Annotated in this window: 14 protein-coding genes and 1 pseudogene; 8 read left to right on the forward strand and 7 right to left on the reverse strand. The window is 61.0% G+C overall.

All coding sequences use genetic code 11. The features are described from left to right. The first annotated feature begins 13 nt into the window (after positions 1 to 13). Complete coding sequence (locus ACTAQJ_RS06175) at positions 14 to 343, forward strand: ABC transporter permease subunit (protein ID WP_498701456.1); 330 nt, start codon at positions 14 to 16, stop codon at positions 341 to 343. A 391-nt stretch (positions 344 to 734) separates the two neighbouring features. On the opposite strand, the gene ACTAQJ_RS06180 is transcribed toward ACTAQJ_RS06175, so the two are convergent. Together ACTAQJ_RS06180 and ACTAQJ_RS06185 are read right to left on the reverse strand one after the other, a co-directional pair. Further along, a complete protein-coding gene (locus tag ACTAQJ_RS06180) occupies positions 735 to 1,154 on the reverse strand; it encodes a hypothetical protein (RefSeq protein WP_498701457.1) in 420 nt (139 codons plus the stop codon). Between the two features lie 1,283 nt (positions 1,155 to 2,437). Beyond that, positions 2,438 to 2,935, reverse strand: coding sequence for a hypothetical protein (locus ACTAQJ_RS06185; protein ID WP_498701458.1), 498 nt, complete (start codon positions 2,933 to 2,935; stop codon positions 2,438 to 2,440). A 146-nt stretch (positions 2,936 to 3,081) separates the two neighbouring features. Between ACTAQJ_RS06185 and ACTAQJ_RS06190 the strand changes: the two genes are divergently transcribed. Beyond that, positions 3,082 to 3,483 (forward strand): hypothetical protein, encoded by a 402-nt coding sequence (locus ACTAQJ_RS06190; protein WP_431114778.1) that lies wholly within the window; start codon positions 3,082 to 3,084, stop codon positions 3,481 to 3,483. 482 nt (positions 3,484 to 3,965) lie between these two features. Here ACTAQJ_RS06190 and ppnP read toward each other — a convergent pair whose 3' ends face one another. Beyond that, a complete protein-coding gene (gene ppnP, locus ACTAQJ_RS06195) occupies positions 3,966 to 4,277 on the reverse strand; it encodes a pyrimidine/purine nucleoside phosphorylase (protein WP_498701459.1) in 312 nt (103 codons plus the stop codon). Positions 4,278 to 4,443: 166 nt separating this feature from the next. Here ppnP and ACTAQJ_RS06200 point away from each other — a divergent pair, with 166 nt between their 5' ends. The 6 genes and pseudogenes from ACTAQJ_RS06200 to ACTAQJ_RS06225 all read left to right on the forward strand — a co-directional run bounded on the left by ACTAQJ_RS06200 (position 4,444) and on the right by ACTAQJ_RS06225 (position 14,028). Further along, the gene (locus tag ACTAQJ_RS06200) at positions 4,444 to 6,009 is read left to right on the forward strand and encodes a helix-turn-helix domain-containing protein (protein ID WP_498701460.1); all 1,566 of its coding nucleotides are present in this window, start codon (positions 4,444 to 4,446) and stop codon (positions 6,007 to 6,009) included. 117 nt (positions 6,010 to 6,126) lie between these two features. Next, positions 6,127 to 7,494, forward strand: coding sequence for an MFS transporter (locus tag ACTAQJ_RS06205; protein ID WP_498701461.1), 1,368 nt, complete (start codon positions 6,127 to 6,129; stop codon positions 7,492 to 7,494). Positions 7,495 to 8,860: 1,366 nt separating this feature from the next. Further along, positions 8,861 to 11,021: pseudogene (locus ACTAQJ_RS06210) on the forward strand (amylo-alpha-1,6-glucosidase). A gap of 304 nt (positions 11,022 to 11,325) precedes the next feature. Beyond that, entirely contained in the window at positions 11,326 to 12,105 is a 780-nt protein-coding gene (locus tag ACTAQJ_RS06215; protein WP_477522768.1) for an electron transfer flavoprotein subunit beta/FixA family protein, read from the forward strand. Positions 12,106 to 12,117: 12 nt separating this feature from the next. Beyond that, a complete protein-coding gene (locus ACTAQJ_RS06220; protein ID WP_498701462.1) occupies positions 12,118 to 13,092 on the forward strand; it encodes an electron transfer flavoprotein subunit alpha/FixB family protein in 975 nt (324 codons plus the stop codon). Positions 13,093 to 13,095: 3 nt separating this feature from the next. Then, entirely contained in the window at positions 13,096 to 14,028 is a 933-nt protein-coding gene (locus tag ACTAQJ_RS06225) for a cytochrome b/b6 domain-containing protein (RefSeq protein WP_442017900.1), read from the forward strand. A gap of 129 nt (positions 14,029 to 14,157) precedes the next feature. Here ACTAQJ_RS06225 and ACTAQJ_RS06230 read toward each other — a convergent pair whose 3' ends face one another. Genes ACTAQJ_RS06230 through ACTAQJ_RS06245 form a run of 4 tightly spaced genes read right to left on the reverse strand, consistent with a single transcriptional unit; the run spans position 14,158 to position 18,950 of the window. Continuing rightward, a complete protein-coding gene (locus tag ACTAQJ_RS06230) occupies positions 14,158 to 14,991 on the reverse strand; it encodes an HpcH/HpaI aldolase/citrate lyase family protein (RefSeq protein WP_498702156.1) in 834 nt (277 codons plus the stop codon). 1 nt (position 14,992) lies between these two features. Further along, positions 14,993 to 15,526, reverse strand: a complete 534-nt coding sequence (locus ACTAQJ_RS06235; RefSeq protein ID WP_442017898.1) for a MaoC family dehydratase — start codon at positions 15,524 to 15,526, stop codon at positions 14,993 to 14,995. Between the two features lie 18 nt (positions 15,527 to 15,544). Beyond that, positions 15,545 to 16,708, reverse strand: a complete 1,164-nt coding sequence (locus tag ACTAQJ_RS06240; RefSeq protein WP_498701463.1) for an acyl-CoA dehydrogenase family protein — start codon at positions 16,706 to 16,708, stop codon at positions 15,545 to 15,547. Further along, positions 16,701 to 18,950 carry an acetyl/propionyl/methylcrotonyl-CoA carboxylase subunit alpha gene (locus ACTAQJ_RS06245; RefSeq protein WP_498701464.1) on the reverse strand — a complete coding sequence of 750 codons (2,250 nt, stop codon included), beginning with the start codon at positions 18,948 to 18,950 and terminating at the stop codon, positions 16,701 to 16,703. The genes ACTAQJ_RS06240 and ACTAQJ_RS06245 overlap by 8 nt, the downstream gene beginning before the upstream one ends. Position 18,951 lies beyond the last annotated feature (1 nt).

The raw sequence follows: 18,951 nt of genomic DNA on the forward strand, positions 1-18,951 counted from the left end.
CGGTCAGGGCCGGTTGCAACTGCAGCCGGCCCTGACACTTTTCCACGCCCTCAGCGGCCTGTGCTCCGCCATCGCCGGCATCCTGTTCTCCTTCTACAGCCTCTCCGGCTACAGCCTCGCAGCCCAGGGCAAGGAGCTCGACGCCATCGCGGCCGTGGTCATCGACGGCACCCTAGTGACCGGCGGCACCGGCTACGTCGTCGGCGTCCTCGTGCTGGGGATCGTCCAGACCTTCATCGCCGACGACGGCACCCTCAGCTCCTGGTGGACCAAGATCGTCATCGGCGGCCTGCTCCTCGTCTTCATACTGCTGCAGCGGCTCTTCGCCCGGAAAGCCAGCTAACTGCTTTACCTGCTCCGCCCCTCCTGCACCTCATCTCTGTACGTCCCTCCCGCACGTCGAAAAGGACTATCTCAGCATCCTCGGCAACGAACTCCCGCTCGCTGACCCGCCACGCCGCTTCAAGTACTTCCGCCCAGTGTCCCTATCCCACGGAGTCCTGTCCCACGGAGTAAGGAGCTCGCCTATGGCCTCCATGTCACCCCAGCGCGATTCCCTAACGTCCACGCCGCGCTACCGCCCGGCCATCGAAGGTTGGAACTTGTGCCACGCAGCTCCTTCAGATTGTTCCCATTCCCGGCCTGCAGTAGCCAGCAGCATGATCTTCCCATAGCCAGGATTCACCAGGCCTGGGGGACCGGTGATACGGGCTTTTGATGGTCAACGTTGGACGCTAGTCGCGCTCCATCCTGATGGTGACGAGGTAGGTGCCCGGATCGTCAGGCGACTCATCGATGCAGAGAGATTCTTTGCTAACAGCTTCATCTTCTCTCGTGAGACAGCCGGTAGAGTTGCCTGAGGGGGCTCCATCTGACACTCCCTCCATTCCAAACCGCCTGGCCACTTCGGTGAGGCTGACTTGGTGATCGACCGACCATGCTGCAGTGAGCTTCAGACAAGATGTGTCAATGGAGAGACAGCCAGGATCAACCTTGGGGTTCTGACGGAACGTCTCAGTCCAGTCACTCTCAGGCACGTTGTCAACGCGCGCAACCATCTTACTGGCCTTCTCCGCCTGAGAGCCTCCGCCGTTGTTGAGCTCCTGGGCGAGAGCGGAGCATCCAGCGGAGGCAAGAATGGTGAGCAGAGTCACCGCAGCCACGATGCTGCCGAGTATCCACCAAAACTTCTTCTCACTCTTCTTTGGCTGAGGTGGTCCCTGCCACTGAGGCTGAGATGGACCATAGTATGGCTGATGCGGAAACTGCCCCCGTGGGTGTTGCCCTTGGGGCGGGTACGGCTGCCGAGGCTGGTGCGGAGGGTACGGCGGTTGATTCTGCTGATACGGGTCCATACCGGAGCCTCTCTGATTGATTACTGCGCGCTCCGATGACTCTAGCCCTTCAGGCTTCACGTCTTCAGGTTATCGGCGTATCGGACGATCTTTGCGCTTACGAACAAGCGAGCTACGCTATCGACTCCTTGCACGGAAAGTCTTGACACTATGTACCCCAAACAACGATAAACGGCGGCCTTGCGCAACACTAAATGTCTCTCATGATGCCTGATGAACGATCCCGAAACGGACACCCACCATCAATGAAGTCGGGAGCCCGGACTCTGAGTATGTCCAAGTGCCCACGAGTTCATCCCTATGGGTCTCGGGCATTTGAGGAGTGCATCCCCAAGGTCAGAACGGCAGCAAAGGCGGTGACTGCTGACCGAGCACTCTTCTGCAGCGACGCAGTCATCTGATTGTTTCGTTCCATATTATTTCCCGAGCGACTGTCCCCACATTGGGCTCCGGTCGAGATGGGAAAATGCTCCGTACGCCCCTAAAGCCCAACAGCGTTTGGGATTTGGATATCATCGTTTCCTTTGGCGATCCGTTCTGGCCGGATGCCGATGATTCTGACCGTGGTAATTCCCGCATTGATCCCCTCCGAAACGGGTCGGGGATGTGGTTGACAGCAACGTCCCATCACCGTTCCCAGGCCTGGGACCCCAGTCCCGAGGGACTGCACTTGCCGCTCCCCCGTCCCGGAGAGCGCTGAGGGCCCGTGTCAAAGACGAATTGTGGACGCTGAGTCGCTCTGCCGTTTCCTTTAGGGTTCCCCTCACCGCGCAGCTGCTTGACAGTTTCGCACTTCCCAGGGGTGATTGCGCGGGGTCGGACGCCCAATCTGCCTCGCGGTTTAGCTGCTGGGAGGCCGTCCCTGGTCCGTTCCGACAATCGGGAACGTTCGTACTCGGCAAGGGAGGCGAACATGTACTCGAGACATTCATTCCAGCCCGCCCGTGCCTGTGTGGCGCGCGCTGCCAAACTACGCCTCAGGAACTAGCCCCAGGCGAGCACACGGACTTCCCGAGAACGGACGTTCGCCGGACGCAAAAGCCGGTGCTGATGTCGCGGCGAAAGCGTCAGCAAATACTTCTTCACCACGTGGCGTCGGGGAAGTTCACTGGGGTGATCTCTACCCCTGCTTCCGGGTGTTTTATGAAGTATCGCCTGGCTGCTTCGTCATCCACGGAAGTCTGAGGTTTCGGTAGGTCCTTCAGCTTGCGCGCCTTCCGCGCTTTCCGTTCATCCCTGGCTGCTGTGAACCCTACATAAGGAGCGGCAGCGAATAAGGGGGTACAGACCAGGCCGAAGATCATCACGATCCAGTTCAAGCTGACTATCGCCGCGATAAGGACGATGACGCTGATGATCGCGGCCGGGATCATGATGATCGCAAGAATGAACTGCACCACCCATGAACGTACCGTGTTGTTGCCACCGTTAGGCAAGGAACCTCCCATGCCCCACTCATCCCGGGTGTAGGCGTACATCCGCTTGTCGCCACCCCATGCGTAGTAGTAGGGGCGTTCCGGCGGAAGGACGAACTCCGGCTTGTCGTTCGTAGTTCTTCCACGGTTATGGTTCATCGTCATGAAGTAATTTCACCTTAATATGGCGTTCGGTCTAGATCGACACGTTAGTCCAAGCGCCGGATCCTGATTCAGGATGCAGGCGAAGCCTTCCGCCGGCTCCCGGAAGCTACTTCGAAACTCCCATGCGGAGTGGGACCGGACACAGAATGCCCGAGAGCTGCGACCGGAATAATGTCCGGCCGGTCATTGAAGTGGTCAGCAGCTTTCCCACCAATGCCCAGCTTGAAGCATCCTTGGTTGATGCATTATCCGGCGGTGACGTTGATTCGCTGCTCTTCGGGTGGCAGGACGTCGCCCAGCGAGCCGAGGCAGCACTCACGCGGATCGGCCATGGCCTTGGGAAGGTGAAGTTGGCCTCATTGCTCAGCTCCAAGGACAACCTGAACGAGTCCTACATCGCCGGACTGGATCTTCAGCCCTACGAATTCGGGCAACGAACCGCTGCTCTCCTCCGAGAGGCCATATCCTCGCCGCCGGCCACCCCGGCTCACCAGCTTCACAAAGCACTGGTCATACAGCCCGACGGCGGCGCCATCACCAGTACGTAGCGGCGATGGATGCCCCGGTGCATGAAAACCAGGCATCATGCGGGAAAGGCATGCGCAGTGGATATCTCACTCACGTTGACAGCACGACTTGTGGGTGTTTATCGGCAAACTGATCGGCTTCGACATGCGCGGCCGACGAGCAGTTCGTCTTCGAACAGGCGGACGACCATGAAGAACTGGCAGCGGCCTAGGTGCGGAGGGACCGCAGTTATGGCGGACCAGCCGAGGCCTCAACATATCGGCCACCTGATCGGTGCAGTCAGGGTCTACCTCGAGACAAGCGGAACGGACCTTGACTGATTAGCGGCTTGGCGGACTGCTCACTGAACCGTCGAGTCACGCTACGGACACACATAACCGTCACTGGAGGTGATGGCCCGCACGGGCGCAACTAAAAGGAGCCCGGCTTGGCGCCAGGCTCCTTTTGTTGAGGTCAGTCCAACACATATTCACTTGTGTCAGTACTCAGGCAGTTGGGAATGCTACATGTCCAGGTGACCGAGGAATTCACCGGTGTAGGGGCAGAGGTAGGCGACGGTGTCTTTTATGCGGACGGTGAAGTCGGTGCCACCCGGGACCTCGAACCGCTCGCCTTCCCTGTAGGTTGTCCATTCCCCCTGACCGGCGGGTTGCTGCACGTCCCAGGTTCCGCGGACAAGGTGCATCCATTCTTTGACGGGAGCTTCGAACTTCCATTCACCGGGCTCCATCACCCCGACCGTGAAGTTTCCCTGCTCGTTCTTGAATTCAAGGCTTCGTACTTGTCCCTCGAAGTACTCGTTCTGGCCGATCATGACATGCTCCCGTTCGCAGTTGCGTCTTCGGCTCGCTGGTGCGGCCTGCTGCGAACCACACTATTGAAGTCACCCTTCCCATACCATCGCCGGGGCGTACTCTTTGCATACCAAATAGTGGCCGTGGCGTACAGAAATCCCGCCTGATCGTCGCTAACATGGGGCCATGGCACTTGAATTGAGGGCGTTCACGGTGGCCAAGCTTGCTTCTACCCCAGGGCTTGGGCTGATGACGGCGCACGGAGGAATTGGTGTTGAACGAGCCGCCGGTCTCCCCCTTGCGGTCGAGCGAGAAGGACCGTTTCCGAGGCTCCGCGGCGGCGAAATGGTGCTTACCAGCGGGCTGCACCTCGGTGAAGACTGGACAGCCTGGAAGGACTTCCTGTCAGGAGCCACGGGCGCCGGCGCCTCGGGGCTCATCATAGGCCTCGGCGCCGAGGCCGCATTCGAAAGCCTCCCGCCGCAGTTGCTGGCTCTGGCAAGCGAGTATGACCTCCCACTGCTGACCGGCGACATCGCCGACTTCGGGCGGATCGCGCACACCATCGCCGTCCTGCACGCGGAAGGACAACGGGAAGCGCTCAGACGGCCGCTCGACCTGCAGATGGAGATCACAGCAATTGTGGCCCGCGGCGGCTCTTTCGGGGACCTGCTGTCCGGCTGGCAGCAAAGGACCGAGGAGCCAGTGGCTGCATTCGACCGTCTCGGGAGGGTCATGGCCAGAAGCTCGGCCTTTCCTTCGATCCTGCTCGAGCCCTTGAGCGAACGCCTCGCCGGCCGCGAAGCACCACGACTTGGAGAACAACTCCTCCTGTCAGCCACCGAGCTGGTCGCCTATCCCGACGAAACATCCGCCGACGTAGAAGAGACGGTCGAGGTCTTCCCGTTCGCAGGCAATGACACTGTCCGGGGGTTCTGCGTCCGTATCCCGACAGGCCAGGAGACGGCAGAGCTCGCCGCGCCAGCACTTCGTTCGCTCCTGGCACTCGAATTCGAACGCGTGTGGTTCCTCGACGAATCTGCGCGCCGTAAACGCGCCGAACGGTTCGCGCGCCTCCTGACGTTCACGGAGCCGGGCAGCGCCCGGACATTCCTCCGGAGCATCGGCATCGATTCAGGCCCGCTGCGGGGCGTGAGCATCGAAGCGCGCAATGAGACCCATGCCGAAGTGCTCATCGACGACCTCGCGGTCGTCCTCGCCGCCCCCTTCATACGGCACCGTCACCGCATAGTCGAATGTCTGGCAACAGTCGACCCCCGACAGGCTCTGGCTGACTACGGTCTCGACGTCCCCACGGGGATCGGCACCAGGGGCGCTCCCGAGAACTCCGCCCGCAGCATCAGGCAGGCAACCCTGGCATTGGAGACCAGCCGTCGGGCCGGCACCCCCATCGAGTACGTCGACGGAGCCTCGCACGAGTTCCTGATCAACGCCGCTCCATCCGAATACCTGGAAGCCTTCTCCAGCGCAGTCCTCGCCCCCATCGAGAACTCGCGCGGAGGCGAAGCCCTCTTGAAAACACTGCACACCTGGCTTCTCGAGCGCCGATCCGTCGAAGCGACAGCCGAACGTATGGGAGTCCACCGGCACACAGTGCGGAACCGGATGCAGCGGATCGTCCAGATCACCGGTCACGACCTGGACGGCATCGATGCACAGACCGAGCTCTGGCTCGCCCTGAAAGTCAGGGGCTTCCGCGACAGCGTAGGCGCTTCGCCTCCAGGGCCATAACTAACAGTGGGGGTTCGCCGGCGGGGCCATATTCCGGGCTGACGTTAGCTGCCATGATGGTCGTCACATCCTGCGGACCCACCGCGAAGATCCGGTACTCAAACGAGGAACGACATCATGCCCACCACCGTAGCCACCACAGAATCCGTCCCCCGATCCATACTCCGCCGAGTCATCATCGCCAGCGGGCTCGGCACCTTGCTGGAGTACTTCGACTACGCCAGCTACAGCTACCTCGCGACCACCATCGCAATAGTCTTCTTTCCCCCGGAGGACCGCGCTGTTGCCCTGATGAGCACCTTCGCAGTGTTCGCGCTATCGTTCCTCGTACGCCCGCTCGGAGCCTTCGTCTGGGGCAGCCTAGGCGACAAAATCGGCCGCAAGAGCATCCTCGCCACGACCATCATCCTCATGTCCGGAGCCACCTTCCTCATCGGGTTCATACCGAACTACGCCACCATCGGCATCGCAGCACCCATCCTGCTCCTGCTGCTCCGTGTAACACAAAGCTTCTCAGCCTCGGGCGAATACGCCGGCGCAGGCACCTTCGTCGCCGAGTACGCCCCCGCCGCCAAGCGCGGACTGCTCACGAGTGTTGTACCCATCGCAGCTGCCGCCGGGTTCCTGGCAGCCTCGCTCATGGCCACCATCCTCTACGCCAGCACCTCACCGGAATTCATGCAGGAGTGGGGCTGGAGGATCCCCTTCCTCATCGCGGGCCCCCTCGGCATCGTTGGTCTCTGGCTTCGCCTGCGATTGGAAGACACCCCGCAGTTCCGCCGGGTGCTGGAACTCGAAAAGAAGCACCGCCAGAGCACAGTTGATCAGCCTCCGGCCGCAAACCGCTGGTCCGAGACCCGCAAGAGCCTCCCTTCGATGCTCAAGGCACTGCTCGTCATGTCGCTCAATGCCGGCGCCTACTACCTCCTGCTCAGTTACACGCCCTCGTTCCTCATCGAAGAAGCGGGGATGAGCGAGGCGACCGCAACACTGGTTGTCACGATTGGCCTCGTGGCGCACATCATCTTCATTCCCCTTGCCGCACGCCTGTCCGACCGGATCGGACGTAAGCGCACCCTGATGATCTCAAGCATCGCTTTCATCATCTTGAGCTACCCGATCATGACCCTGCTTTCCTTGGGAGGCGTGGTACTCGCCTCCGCGGTCCTCATCGTCTCGCTCATGTTCTTCGCCATGAACGATGCAGTATTTCCTTCTTTCTTCACCGAACTGTTCGGCACCCGCTCGCGCTACCTCGGATTCGCGTTGCCGTTCAACGTCGGCGCCATGCTCTTCGGCGGCGTCGCACCGCTTATCGGCACCTGGCTGATCGCCACGACAGGCAACCCCAGCTCGCCGGCGTTCTTCCTGATGGGCATCGGCGTACTGTCCCTGGTGGGCTTGCTGATGAGCGCGGAGACAGCACGTAGCCCCCTCGCCGACGAGCAAGCTGAAGTGAACAGGCCATCTATCTCTTCGGTCTAACGCGTCACGCCGCAAAGTGCTCTCTAGTAACCACCGAGCAAAGGGCCGGACAGCACCCCTGGGGAGCGCTGTCCGGCCATCGCCGCACACCACCCGTCACCCCAGAAAACGGGCAAAACATCAGCTGCGCTCACCAGGGACGAACGACCTTCGGGAAGCCCCACTACTCGGCAGTCGATTTCCGCTCGCATCAGTCCTCCGCTACCAGCATTGGCCACCAGCCGGCCGGCGCCCACAGAGGGGCAACACAGCAGTCATCCAGGGCCGCTGACAATCATTTTGCTCAGTCCAAGCAGTAGAAGGGTTTTAGGCAATCAGAGCTAAATCCATGCTGCTCAGTAAGAGGAATACTTAGGTCTCCACGCACCCCATGAGGCAGGACCAAGATGCCCTTGCCCTTCCTCACAGGACGATCCAGTCGAAAATGTGGTCCCCGCGTGGTTCACAAGGTCATGTTGTGACCTGCACGCCTACCCATGAAGAGGTGTAGGCCAACCACGACCTACCTGACGAATTGCGAGAGGAACGCGTGACACCAGCACAAGGCAAACGGCGAGCCCACCAGCCAAGGCCCTGAACCCGCTCCCCCACAACCAAACAGGCGACCCGCGGCGCCAGGCACACCCCGCGGCCCGTGTCAGAGGGACCTGACCAGCTAATTTGTACACACGTTAAAGCAAAAACCCCCTCTGACGAGGGGGTATGCCGTGCCCGAGGTGGGACTCGAACGGGATTCCCGGCCTTGTAAACACTGGGAAGTGGCGGAAACGTGCGGAATCCGGGCCAGTCCGATGGCCGTACGAGGCAGTCCGAGGTGGAAAGCGTGGACATTGTCCACACTTCTTTTTTGCTCGGTCGGGCACCGAAAGAGAAGATCCAGCTCATCCCTGCAGTCGTATCCAGCACCTGAAAATCGGAGCCGACTGTTCTGCAGATTGCCTGCTCCTTGGCACCCTTTCCGACCCTGTCGAACAACCCAAAACCGACTGCACTCCGCCCCCCGGAACAAAGAAATATCCAACTCAATGGCTGCACCTCCTTCATTAAGAGCATGGCGGAAACTATATCGAGCATCATGACAAGACGTTTGGGCCGGTCCGACGGCAGATGTCCATTATCGGCAGTCGGCTACGTACCTGACAAAAGTGCTGCCTTCGGAAATCCGCGCTTCAGAGTGCGCGGATCCAAATGAGATCGTAGACCAGGGCGGAGCTCGGCGCAGGCCCACGTTGACATCGGGCCGTCCAAGCGGCAATGGCGCCCCTTAACGAGCAAGAGTAGCGTCCATAGCAGAAATGGCGCCTCTGAAGCTGCTCACTTCCCGGGCGCCCGTGCTCACCAGAGTCAGTCTCATAGAGGGGACGGGATGGCTGGATGGAATGCTGACACGGCTGCTGGTCCCCTTGGGGCCGGAACGGTCACTTTGGTGGAAGGATCCTCCTTCTGCATTTCTGACCCGAACGGGGATATCCGCCCCGAACATCCGCACGGCGTCTTTTTCAGGACACTCGCATCCTCTCCCACTGGATGATGACCATCGATGGCCAGCCCATTGAACCACTGGCCGCGGAGACGAAGGAACCGTATCGGGCGCTGTTTGCCGGCCGGGTGCCTCGTTTGGACGGCCACACGGACAGTCCGCTGATCGTCGAGCGCCTGCGCGAAGTGGGCGCAGGCATTCAAGAGCAGGTCACTCTTCGCAATTTCTCGAACGAGCCTGCCGAATGTGTGGTCTCCCTGAAAGTCGAAGCCGACTTCGCCGACCTTTTCGAAGTCAAGGAGGCCCGAATTCAGCGGCGTTGGGACCAAACGTGCCACGTAAACGGCGACACCCTGACAATCAGGGCTGCCTGGCAGGACGTTCGGAAGGGCATCCTCATCCAGGCACCAGGAGCCGACATCACGCCGGAGGGCCTAGGCTATCGAGTCACGGTTGCCCCGCATAGCCAGTGGAGTTCCGTCATCACTGCGGTGCCGAGCAGTGAGGCGACAAGTCCGCCGCCGCCGCCGTCGTTCATTCATCTTGATGCAGAAGGCATGTCCGCAAGTGACCGCCGCCGACAGGGATGGGTGGCGAAAATTCCCGTGGTCCGCGTGGGAAACCGCTCGATTGAACGGACGCTGCGACGGAGCTATGACGACCTCGGTGCCCTTCGCATCGAAGATCCAAACCATCCGGACCGTGTAGTGGTGGCGGCAGGGGCGCCCTGGTTCATGACCCTGTTCGGCCGGGACTCCCTGCTGGCCTCGCACATGGCCGCGCCGTGGATCCCTCCCTGGCATTGGGTACACTTCAGACGCTGGCCGACCGCCAAGGTACGGTAGTGGACGCGGTGAGCGAGGAGGAACCGGGCAAGATCCTGCATGAAGTAAGGCTCGATGTCTCCAGTGGGCTTTCCCTGGGCGGCAAGTCCGTCCACTACGGGAGCGTCGACGCCACCCCCCTTTTCGTTTGCGTCTTGGGCACAGTCAGCCGGTGGGGTTTCGCCAAGGAGACCATCGCCGCCCTGCTACCGCACGCGGACCGGGCAATGAACTGGATCCGCGACTACGGAGACAAAAGACGGCGACGGGTTCGTCGAGTACAACCGCCTCAACCCCGAGGGCTCATCAATCAGGGCTGGAAAGACTCCTGGGACGGCATCAACTTCGCCGGCGGCACACTGACCGAGCCGCCAATCGCGCTCTGCGAAGTACAGGCCTACGTCTACCAGGCACATATGTCCCGGGCATGGATGGCGTACGACGACGGCGATATGGCCTTGGGAGACGAACTCGCCGACCGCGGGGCAAAGTTCAAGAAACAGTTCAACGAGCAGTTCTGGATGCCTGACCGCGGATACTACGCCATCGCCCTGGATGGGAAGAAGCGGCAGGTCGACGCCTGCGCCTCCAACATGGGCCACTGCCTATGGGTCGGTCTCGTGGATGAGGACAAGGCACCCCTGGTGGCCGAACGGCTGATGTCCCCCGAAATGTTCAGCGGCTGGGGTGTGCGCACCCTCGCCACCAACATGGGCGCCTATAACCCGGCCAGCTATCACAACGGCTCGGTCTGGCCCCATGACAACGCAATCATCGCCCAAGGACTCATGCGCTACGGCTTTGTGACCGAGGCGCAACGAATCTCCACCGCGCTGCTGGAGGCAGCGGAATTCTCCGATGGCCGATTGCCGGAATTGTTCTGTGGTTCAGGCCGTGAGCAATTCAAGGCACCGGTCCCCTACCTAAAGGCATGCTCACCGCAAGCCTGGGCGGCCACAGCGCCGATCCTGCTCGTAACGAGCCTGATGCAGTATGACGCTCACGTTTCCCTTGGCGGCGTCTGGATAGATCCCGCGCTGCCCAAGTCCTACGGGGACCTGCACATCCTCAATGCACCCATGGCAGGCGGCCGAATCTCCATAGACGTGACCAAAAACAAACCGTCAATCCGAGGACTGCCCAAAGGAATAGTCTTTCACCGCGGGCACCGGCCCTCAATGACGGAGCTCGTGGAACAAGTGGGCCCCATTGCTATGGCTTAGTTCGCAGCCACGTCGGTCCGAACCGTGTCGGCAGCCCAGCCCAAATGGCCGTTGAGGAACTGACTTTCAGGCGTCTTGATCTTTCCCGCTCAGGCCCCCTACTTGTATCCGGCCACCTCGCGTCGACCTGACACGATGCACAACCCAGCCATCGCCAAACCCTAAATTTCACGCACGGTGACCGGCTGCGTTCGCCCCTGTTGCCTGTTGGAAAGCGGGTTACTAGTGTGGCGGGCAACCCAGGCCCCCAGCTGTTTCATTACGTGCCTGCCGTGGCAGACCCAGTTCCACAAGGAGTTGTTCAATGAAGATCATCGTTCTGATTAAGCAGGTGCCAGATACGTCCGAGGACAGGCGCCTTGATTCTGCAACCGGCCTTCTTGACAGAAGCTCAACCGAAGGCGTGATCGACGAAGTCAACGAGCGCGGCCTGGAAGTGGCTCTCCAGTACAAGGATTCCCACAAAGGAACTGAAGTCGTGGCCTTGTCCATGGGGCCACAGGGCGCCAGTCAAGCTCTTCGAAAGGCCTTGTCCATGGGAGCTGACTCAGCCATTCATGTGCTGGACGATGACCTTTCAGGCGCGGACGCTGTTTGGACATCGAAGGCGCTTTCGGCCGCTCTGAAAACAACTGCCTTTGACCTCGTCGTGGCCGGAAACGAGTCGACCGATGGGCGCTCTGGATCCGTTCCGGCCATGGTGGCTGAACGCCTTGCACTTCCCCTTCTCGGTTCGATCAGGGCAGTGGACATTCACGGCACCTCGGTCACGGGCCAGCGTGAAGTTGAATCAGGCACGCTCAGCGTCCGCGCTTCCTTGCCGGCAGTTATCACGGTTACTGAGCGTTCAGCAGAGGCGCGCTTTCCCAACTTCAAAGGCATATTGACGGCGAAGCGAAAACCCGTGAAGACCTTGTCCCTGGCGGACCTGAATCTGGATCCCTCCGAATGTTCAGCCGCAGCACGCTCAGTGGTCGTTTCCGTTGCAGCACGCCCGGCCCGTCAATCAGGCAAGAAGATCATCGACAGTGGTACCGCCGGTGTTGAGCTTGCGGAATACCTTGGCGCCCGCCAGCTGCTCTAAAGGAGGACAAAAATGTCAAACGTACTAGTGCTCGTTGAACTTTCCACCGAAGGGAAGATCTCCCAAAGTGCCGGCGAATTGCTCGGCCTGGCTTCAACACTGGGCACCCCTGTCGCCGTTCTGGCCACACCCCGTGTGGCAGCTGAGATAGTGGCGGAGCTGGGCTCCCTCGGAGCCCAGCACATTTTCCTTGGCCAAACCGAACCGGAACCGACGCTGCTCCTGACACCCCAGGTTGAAGCTCTCTGGCATGCTGTTCAACAGTTCGAGCCCTCCGCTGTGCTGGCCTCAAGCTCAATTGACGGTCGTGAAGCAGCCGCTCGACTGGCCGCACGCACGAATGGAGCCCTGCTTACCAACGCTGTCGCGGTTCGACTCGAAGGTGAACGCATTCTGGCCACTCATTCAGTCTTCGGCGCCTCATATTTTGTGGAATCCACTGCCGAATCCGGGTTGCCCATCATCACAGTCCACCGCGGCGCCCTGGAAGGCAGGGCACCTGAAGCGGTCCCTGGAGTCACCATCCATCACTTGACCCTCAGCGTGGAGGCATCCGGGGTCATCGAAGGAACCACACCCGTCCTCGCCTCGTCCCGTCCCGATCTGCGCACGGCTGAGAAGGTTGTGTCCGGCGGTCGGGGCATGGGTTCCAAGGAAAACTTCGCCTTGGTTGAAGAACTCGCCGACGTGCTCGACGCGGCGGTGGGCGCCTCTCGTGCCGCCGTAGACGCCGGCTACGTTGCTCAAAGCTCCCAAGTCGGGCAGACCGGAGTCACTGTAACGCCGCAACTTTACGTCGCCCTCGGAATTTCTGGAGCTATTCAGCACAGGGCGGGGATGCAGGGGGCAAAAACAATCGTGGCCATCAACTCCGACAAGGACGCACCAATTTTCGATGTGGCTGACTTTGGAATCGTTGGGGACGTTTTCAACGTAGTACCGCAGCTGATGGACGCCATCCGGTCACGGTCACAGGGGCGCAGCTAGGCCATGGCAACCTCAGTGAAAAGTCGGCAAACGACGAAGACAAAATGGACACGACTGGTCGTGACCGCGGCATCGGCTCTGCTGCTGCTCGTTGCGGCCGTCCTGGCAGCGAAATGGTTCACGGCCCTTGACAGTACAGCTTCGTTCCTCCAAGAATTCCCCGGGCACATGCAGCCTCCGGAAGGATCGCAGACCGGCTTTCCCGCCTGGCTCGGTTGGCAGCATTTTCTCAATATGTTTTTTCTAGTGCTGATCATCAGGAGCGGCTGGCAAATTCGGACTGACACCCGCCCAAAGGGGAATTGGACTCGGAACAACAGAGGCTTTATCCGAACCAAAAGGGCACCAACCAAAATCAGTCTCAACTTGTGGCTTCACATGAGCCTGGATGTATTTTGGATTCTGAACGGGATCATCTTCATCGTCCTGTTGTTCTCGACAGGGCGTTGGCAGCGAATCGTTCCCACAAGTTGGGATATTGTTCCCAACGCACTGTCAGCGGGGCTGCAGTACCTTGCCCTGGATTGGCCGACGGAGGACGGCTGGGTCAGCTACAACGCGCTGCAGTTACTCGCCTATTTCGTCACCGTCTTCATCGCGGCCCCGCTGGCTTTTCTCACCGGACTGCGGATGTCCCCGCTGTGGCCAAAACAACTTGGCAACCTCAACCGGATATACCCCATGGAAGTCGCCCGGGCTCTCCACTTTCCGGTGATGATCTACTTCGTCGGGTTCGTCGTCGTTCATGTGGCCCTGGTGCTCGCCACAGGCGCCTTGCGCAACCTTAATCACATGTACGCATCAAGCAACGAGGACAACTGGACCGGATTCTGGATCTTCGGCGCTTCGCTGATCGTTATGGTCGCCGCTTGGTTCCTGACCAAGCCCCTATTCCTGCGTCCCGTGGCCGCGCTGACAGGCTCAGTCACCCGCTAAGAACATCCATTGACAACCCCGACGGCGACAGAGCCGTCGGGGTTGTCTTCTCCAGCGCAACAATGCGGGCTCCCCGCTTCCGGTTAACTGGAGAAGCGAAGGGCCCCCGTAACTCGACGAGGGCCCTGCCTACTTCATGAGATTTGCCCTGATGAGGGTTGCATGGGCGTGCTTGAGGATCGGCCCGTCAACCATCTTTCCGTTGAAGCTGAAGACGCCGTTGCCTGCCTTCGCTGCTGCCCCAAGGAGCTTGGATGCGGCTAAGACTTCATCAGGAGTGGGTGCGTAGGCCCCACGTACGATACTTACCTGGTTTGGGTGGATACATGCCTTCGATCCGAACCCGGAGGCGACAGCGTCGGCGGCCTCTAAGGCCAAACCACGAAGGTCCGCGATGTCAACAAAGACGGAATCAATGACTTCTTTGCCGGCCGCACCAGCGGCAAGAAGCACCGCTGACCGTGCGTGCATTGCGACAGCACGATATCGGCCCCGACCAGTCCTGCTTGACGTTCCGCCCAGCGATGCAACCAGATCTTCGGCGCCCCACATCAGGGCAACGACGTTGGGCTCAGCTGCAATCTGGGATGCATTGACGATGCCGGCAGCTGTCTCGCAAAGGGCGATGACGGCGTAGCCATGCAGACTTCGGCACTGGGAAGCCTGTTCAGCCTTAGCCAGCATGATGGTGCGGTACGGCGTCTGAGCCAGACACTCGAGGTCCTTGGTGAGTTCTTCCGTTCCGGCTGGATTTATCCGGACAATCGTACGGCGTGGGTCGAGCGCGGAGCCGGGTGCCTGCCTCAGGATAGCCAGGCGGGCGAGTTCTTTATCTCCCGGCGCCACGGCGTCCTCCAAATCCAGGATCACGGCGTCTGCCCGTTCGGCTGCCTTCTGGTAGCGTTCGGGCCTGTCAGCTGGGCAAAACAATAAAGCCGGACCCGGTACGAGATTCGTCGTAATGTTACTCCCCCTGCTGCAAAATGTGCGCTCTTCTGGTCCACATCAGGCTGCTCCTCGTCGCGACGGCAACCACCTTCCCGTCCTGGTTGCGGCCCACGTGTTTCATCGTCACGATTCCCTGTCCGGGTCGGGACGCAGAGAGGCGCTTTTCACTGATAACCGTCTCCGTGTAGAGCGTGTCACCGTGGTGGAGCGGATGAGGGAAAGCGATGTCCGTCAGTCCGAGTTGGGCGATGATGGTGCCTTGCGTCAGCTGGGGCACGGACTGACCGACGACCACAGCCAGGGTAAACATAGAATTCATCAGTCGCTGACCAAAGGGCTGCCCAGCGCTCCATGCCGCATCCAGATGAAGGGCCTGAGTGTTCATGGTCATGGTCGTGAACAGTACGTTATCCGTTTCCGTTACTGTCCTGCCGGGCCGGTGCGCGTAGACGACGCCTTCTTCGAGTTCATCGAAATACAGCCCCCGCTGTTCAATGATGCGCTTGCTGGGGCAAGGGGCAGTGGCGGGGTTTTTGATCTTTTCATCCATGAGTGTGGCTACTCTCAGCTACAAGCCGAGTTCGCGGGCGATCAGCATCAGCTGGACTTCCGTGGTGCCTTCCCCCACTTCAAGGATCTTGGAGTCGCGATAGTGGCGTGCCACGGTGAATTCGTTGATGAAGCCATAGCCGCCGTATACCTGGGTGGCATCCCGCGCGTTGTCCATGGCTGCCTCGCCTGCGACCATCTTGGCGATGGCCGCCTCCGTCTTGAACGGCTTACCGGCCAGCATCCTGGCGGCCGCGTCGTAGTACGCCAGCCGGGCCGTGTGGGCCCTGGCCTGCATCCGGGCGATCTTGAAAGAGATGGCCTGGTACTTGCCGATATGGTGCCCAAAAGCACTGCGTTCCTTGGCATATTTGACCGACAGGTCAACGCAGCCCTGCGCCGCCCCCGTGGCCAGCGCAGCGATCGCGATTCGGCCCTCGTCCAGGATGGATAGGAAGTTCGCGTAGCCGCGGCCCTCCTCACCGAGGAGGTTCTCCTCCGGGACGCGGACATCCTTCAGGGTCAGCGGGTGGGTGTCCGAGGCGTTCCAGCCCACCTTGTTGTACGCCTTCTCGGCTTTGAATCCCGGCGTGTCCGTGGGCACCAGGATGGTGGAGATCTCCTTCTTGACGCTCCCGTCCTTGCGCTCCTTCTGGCCCGTCACCGCCGTGACGGTCACCAGCCGGGTGATGTCCGTCCCGGAATTGGTGATGAACTCCTTGTTCCCGTTAATCACCCAGTTCCCCGCCTCACGCCGTGCGTGGGTCTTGGTGCCGCCCGCGTCGGACCCGGCTTCCGGTTCCGTCAGCCCGAAGCCGGCGAGGGCCTGCCCCGAGGCCAGCAGTGGTAACCATTCCTCCTTCTGGGCGTCAGTACCGAAGCGGTAGACCGGCATGGCGCCAAGGGAGACCCCGGCCTCCAGGGTGATGGCCACCGACTGGTCCACCCGGGCCAACTGCTCCAACGCCAGTGCCAGCGCAAAGTAATCCCCACCCATTCCGCCGAACTCCTCCGGGAACGGCAACCCGAAGAGGCCCATCTCGGCCATCTGGGACACCACTTCGTAGGGGAAGCTGTGTTCCTCATCGTGCTTGGCGGCGGCCGGGGCAACGACCTCGTCCGCGAACTCTCGGACTGTCTTGCTGAGTTCCTGGTACTCCTCGCTGAGGTCAAAATCAGCCATGGTGTTGCTCCATTTCATTATTGGGATCTGTTCTTTGTGTCTGGTTCGCTGGCAGATGCGATGGTTGGTCCTCGGCCGGAACGGAATCGTGGGGATGAATTGTTGCCACCACTTCCTCGGCTTTTACGAGGTCACCGGTGCGGATCGTGAGGTGGACGGTGCCAGCCAGCGGTGCCAGGAGTTGGTGCTCCATCTTCATGGCTTCGACGGCCAGCAGCAGCTGGCCTTCGGCGACGATTGCTCCGTTGCTGACGGCTACCGAAACCACAGTTCCGGGCATGGGCGCGCGGACCTGCGGATCTGCTCTGCCTTCGTCCCTCTCAATGGCGGCAAGCACGTATGCGAGCCGAGATTCCCGGCTGAGGATCTCCAAACGGCATCCCCACCCCCCGTTACCAAGGAACATTTCGCCAGGAAGCGCTGAGCTTGTTTCCCAGGAGCGGGCCCTGCCCGATGAGGTACTTTGGGGCTCGCCGGGACCGGATCCGGGAACCATCGCGTAGATGGAGGCGTCGCCATCCAGGGTGAGCTGAAGCCTGGCATCTGCCAGTGCCGCCAACGAGGCCGTCCGTTCGGGGCCATCGTTGACGCGCACCAGGACCGAAGCCGACGGCCGGATACCGGTTATCTGTACGGATGCTAATTCGCCGGAGGGTGTCTTCATGGTCACCCGCCATGGCGCCTGTCTGCCCAGCCTCCAGCCGTCAGTTTTGCCCCACGCACTGTTCCTGTCCCGTTCCGATCCGGAAACTGCTTGGGTGAAAGCCCAGATGTAGACGGCAGCGGCCGCCAACTCAGCGTCGTCGACGAGCCTGAAGGTGAAACCGGGCATTTTCCGTTCGATCAGACCTGTGTCGAGGCGCCCTGCGTAGACGTCGTGGTCATTCATCAGCAGTCTCAGGTATTCGACGTTGGTGTCTACGCCCAGCAAGGTGTAATCCGCTAAGGCCTCATTCAAGGTTTGGATCGCCGCTTTGCGGTCCTCGCCCCAGGCGATGACCTTTGACACCATGGGATCGTAGTTGGAGGAAATTTCGAGTCCTTGCAGCAGCGCAGAGTCCACGCGGACGCGTTTGCCTGCCTCTCCAGTAGGTTTTTCGTCAAGCAGCAGGACCGTACCGGTGGCGGGAAGGAAGTTCTTTTCGGGGGTTTCGGCGTAGACGCGTGCTTCGACAGCGTGGCCGGTTAGTTCGACGTCGGCCTGGGCCACGGTGAGTACCTCACCGGCGGCGATCCGGACCTGCCATTCGACGAGGTCGACGCCGGTGACCATTTCGGTGACGGGGTGTTCGACCTGGAGGCGGGTGTTCATTTCCATAAAGAAGAACTCGTCGGGGGCGTCGTCGGAGACGAGGAATTCCACGGTTCCCGCGCCGCTGTAGTGGACGCTGCGGGCTGCCTGGCACGCGGCTTTGCCGATCCGTTCCCGCACCGCGTCGCCGTCGGGAAGGGATTCCAGTAGCGGAGAGGGTGCCTCCTCGATGACCTTTTGGTGCCGGCGCTGCAGGGAACACTCACGCTCGCCCAGATGGATGACGTTGCCGTGGTTGTCCGCAAGGACCTGGACCTCGATGTGCCGCGGCGTGCGGATCAGCCGCTCCAGGAACAGCGTGTCGTCCCCGAACGCGCTGGAGGCGACCCGCCGTGCGGTGACCAGGGTGGCTGCCAGGTCCAAGGGACGTTCCACGATGTGCATCCCTTTCCCTCCGCCGCCGGCGGAGGGTTTGATCAGGAGCGGGAACCCGACGGCGTCCGCGGCCTCGACCAGTTCGGCGTCGGTCATGCCCGGCTCGGCGATGCCCGGCACGACGGGGACTCCGTAGCCGGCCACGTGGTTTTTGGAACGGATCTTGTCACCCATAACGTTCAGGGACTCCACCCCCGGGCCAATGAAAGCGATTCCCGCGGCTTCGAGGGCACGCGCGAAGCCGACGTTCTCACTCAGGAACCCGTAGCCGGGGTGGACAGCCTGGGCGCCGGTCTCCAGGCACGCCCGGATGATCGCCTCGATCTTCAGGTAGCTCTCTGCCGCCGCGGCGGGACCGATCCGGATGGCCGCGTCGGCTTCGCGTACGTGCCGGGCATCGGCGTCGGCATCGCTGTACACGGCGACCGACCGGATGCCCAGGGCACGCAGGGTCCGGATCACCCGGCAGGCGATCTCGCCCCGGTTCGCTACCAGTACGGTACCGAACAGTGCCGGCTTCACGGTCGGCTGAGTCAGTTGGGGTGCTTCAGTCATT

The organism is Arthrobacter sp. alpha11c (assembly GCF_054149985.1).